Source organism: Micromonospora sp. ATLC16 (assembly GCF_057196645.1).
This window is the reverse complement of record NZ_JBXUOW010000144.1, coordinates 1-2,670: the sequence shown is the minus strand read 5'-3', so window position 1 is coordinate 2,670 and position 2,670 is coordinate 1. Positions and strand designations below refer to the sequence as shown.

Below are 2,670 nucleotides of genomic sequence, written 5' to 3'. Positions count from 1 at the left end.
GTCCACGCCCCGGCGCGACCGGGCGGGCGGCGGAGGCCGGCGGGCGGTCAGATGCCTCGACCGCGTCGGTGCAGGGTGCGCAGCACCGTGTCGGCGCCGACCACCCGCCCGGCGACCGCGAGGGCCAGGTAGGCCCGGGGTTCGCGCGGGTTGCGACGGATGGTCCGCCGGGCCCAGCGCACCGCGCCCCGGGAGTCTCCTGACGCCGCGCGGGCGAAGGCGATCTGCCCGGTGACCCGGGCCTGCCCGGCCGGTTGGCTGGCAAACTCGGGATAGCGGTCCAGCAGCCACTGCAACGCCTCGGAGATGGTGTCCCACCGCTGGGCGAAGTACGACCGCTTGTGCCACCGCACCACCACGTACGGGGTACGCAGGTTGACCAGCGGTGCGCTGCGGGCGGCCCGGAGCAGGAACTCGTAGTCCTCGGCGTAGCTGCCCGGGATCTCCTCGTCGACGAGCCCGAACCCGTCCCGCAACGCCGCCGCGCGGATGACGAAGGTCGACGGATGCAGCTCGGTCATCCGGTCACGCAGCAACTCGGCCAGGCTGATCGAGTCGCGCTCCAACACCCGCTCAACGGTGTGCCCGTCGTAGCTCACCCGGATGCCGCAGCTGACGAACTCGGCACCGGGCACCTCGGCCAGCGCCTCGGTCTGGGCGCGCAGCTTGCCGGGCAGCCACTCGTCGTCGTCGTCGCAGAAGGCGACCAGCTCACCGGTGGCGGCCAGGATGCCGGTGTTGCGGGCGCCGGCCAGGCCCGGCGTGCGCGCGTTGGTGATCACCCGCACCGTCCGGTCCGGCGCGGACAGCTCGGCCAGGGAGGCGTCCGGTTCGGACTGGTCGTAGACGACGACCACCTCGACCGGCCCCGGGTAGTCCTGGCCGACGATGGCGCGTACCGCGGCCCGCAGCAGCTCCGGCCGGTCGCGGGTGGGCACCACGGCGCTCACGCTCGGGTACGGGGTCACGGCTTCCGCCTTCCGTTCGGGCCGGGTCCGTGCCACGGCCGCCACCAGGGTCGGTGGCGCCGCTGCGCGGCGGCAGCCACCAGGTCCTCGACGATCACTCCCACCCGCCGTACCGCGGCCCGCCGCCCGTCGGCCGCCCCGGCGTCCACCTCGACGGTGAACCGCGAGCGGTCGGCGAGCCCGGTGGCCAGCGTGGCGAGCAACTCCTGCCGCGACTCGCAGAGCGCCACCAGACCGGCCGTGCCGAGCCGGCGGGCGAACAACAGCTGGTGGTCGTCGACATGCTCGCCACGGGTCGGGTCGCGGGGCACCACGATCGGCAGGTGCCCGTGCCGGCGTGCCTCCAGGATGGTGGCCGGCCCGCCGTGGCAGACGACCAGGTCGGCCCCGGCCATCGCCGTCTGCAACTCGGCGTGGCCGAGGAACGGCACCGCGTCGGGCAGGTCCGCGGCCCGGGTGTGTCCGTGCTGCACGGTCAACCGGACCTCGTCGGCAACCTCGTCGTGCCACTGGCGCAGCCAGTCGACCAGCCGGTCGAACGGATGCTTGTCGGTGCCGACGGCCACCAGCACCTGCGGCCGGCCGTCGGTGCGCGGCTCGCGCGGCTCCGGCACGCGTATCGTCGGCTCCTCGGGGGCCGGGCGGGGCCGCACCGGCGTGGCCCGGTGCCCGTCGCCGGGCGCGTCGCCGCTCACAGCAGCGTCCCCACGACGGTGGCCTCCGGATACTGGCGGCGCTGCTCCTCCCACTGCACGAGCATCGCCGACAGGAACGGGCGGCACAGCCGGGCGGTAAGCGTCGGTGTGTCGATCCGGTCGTAGACCTCGATGTAGACGGTCGGGATGCGGCGCAGCCGGGCGAGCACGACGAACGGCACCGCCACGCCCGCGCCGGTGGTGACCACCGCGGCGACCCGCCGCCGACGCAGCACCCGGCCGGCCAGCCACGCGTTGCGCAGCAGGTTGCCCAGGTGGCGGGTGGTGGGATGGTACGCCGGAACGACGTCCTCCCCGGCCAGCAGCGACAGCGCCTCCGGCGTGTCGAAGGTGACCCAGCATCGTCGCCAGGTCTCGTACCAGGGCCGCAGGGCGAGCAACTGCGCCAGGTGCCCTCCGCTCGACCCGACCAGCAGCAACACCGGCTGCTGGTCGGCTTCCATGTTGGTGTTGTCCACGTGACTCCCCACAAGTCCGCTTGACGTGTCGGTCAGCTGTGTCGGTCCTGAATGGTGTCCAGCAGGGCGGGATGCAGCGCCGGGTTCCAGCCGGCGCCGGCGTCGGCCAGCCGCCAGGTGCGCAGCCACATCTCCACCAGGTACGCATCGGCAACCAGCCGCTGCCGGGCCCGGTCCAGCCCCAGCGTGTCGCCGTGCCGGTTGAGCCAGGTGTCGACCTGCCGGGCCGCCTCGGCGGCCGGTTCGCCGCGCGCCACCAGCGAACGCTGGAACGCGTCGTGGGCCAGGTCGAACCCGACGGGCACCTCCGGCCCGCTGTGCTCCCAGTCCCAGGCGATGAGTTTCCCCTCGTGCCGGCCGAGGTTCCACGGCACCCAGTCGCCGTGCCAGTGGCCGAACTCGACGGTGACGTCACCGTGCCGGCGGGCCAGGTCGGCGACGGCCGCCGCCGCACGGTCGCCGACGGCGTCGGCGGCGCGCCGCGCCTGCGCGGTCAGCCTGGCCAGGAACGGTGAGCCGGCCAGGGGC

The 2,670-nt window shown here is 74.4% G+C and carries 3 protein-coding genes and 1 pseudogene; all 4 read right to left on the bottom strand.

The features are described 5' to 3' along the window. Positions 1 to 47: 47 nt before the first annotated feature. Positions 48 to 968, bottom strand: a complete 921-nt coding sequence (locus AC2CHE_RS26700; protein WP_484507585.1) for a glycosyltransferase family 2 protein — start codon at positions 966 to 968, stop codon at positions 48 to 50. Then, entirely contained in the window at positions 965 to 1,588 is a 624-nt protein-coding gene (locus AC2CHE_RS26695) for a glycosyltransferase (RefSeq protein ID WP_484507587.1), read from the bottom strand. Before AC2CHE_RS26695 ends, AC2CHE_RS26700 begins: the two co-directional genes overlap by 4 nt. A 71-nt stretch (positions 1,589 to 1,659) precedes the next feature. Next, on the bottom strand, positions 1,660 to 2,127 hold the full coding sequence (locus tag AC2CHE_RS26690) for a UDP-N-acetylglucosamine--LPS N-acetylglucosamine transferase (RefSeq protein WP_484507586.1): 468 nt from the start codon (positions 2,125 to 2,127) through the stop codon (positions 1,660 to 1,662). A 47-nt stretch (positions 2,128 to 2,174) separates the two neighbouring features. After that, a pseudogene (locus tag AC2CHE_RS26685) lies at positions 2,175 to 2,670 on the bottom strand (hypothetical protein); the annotation flags it as partial.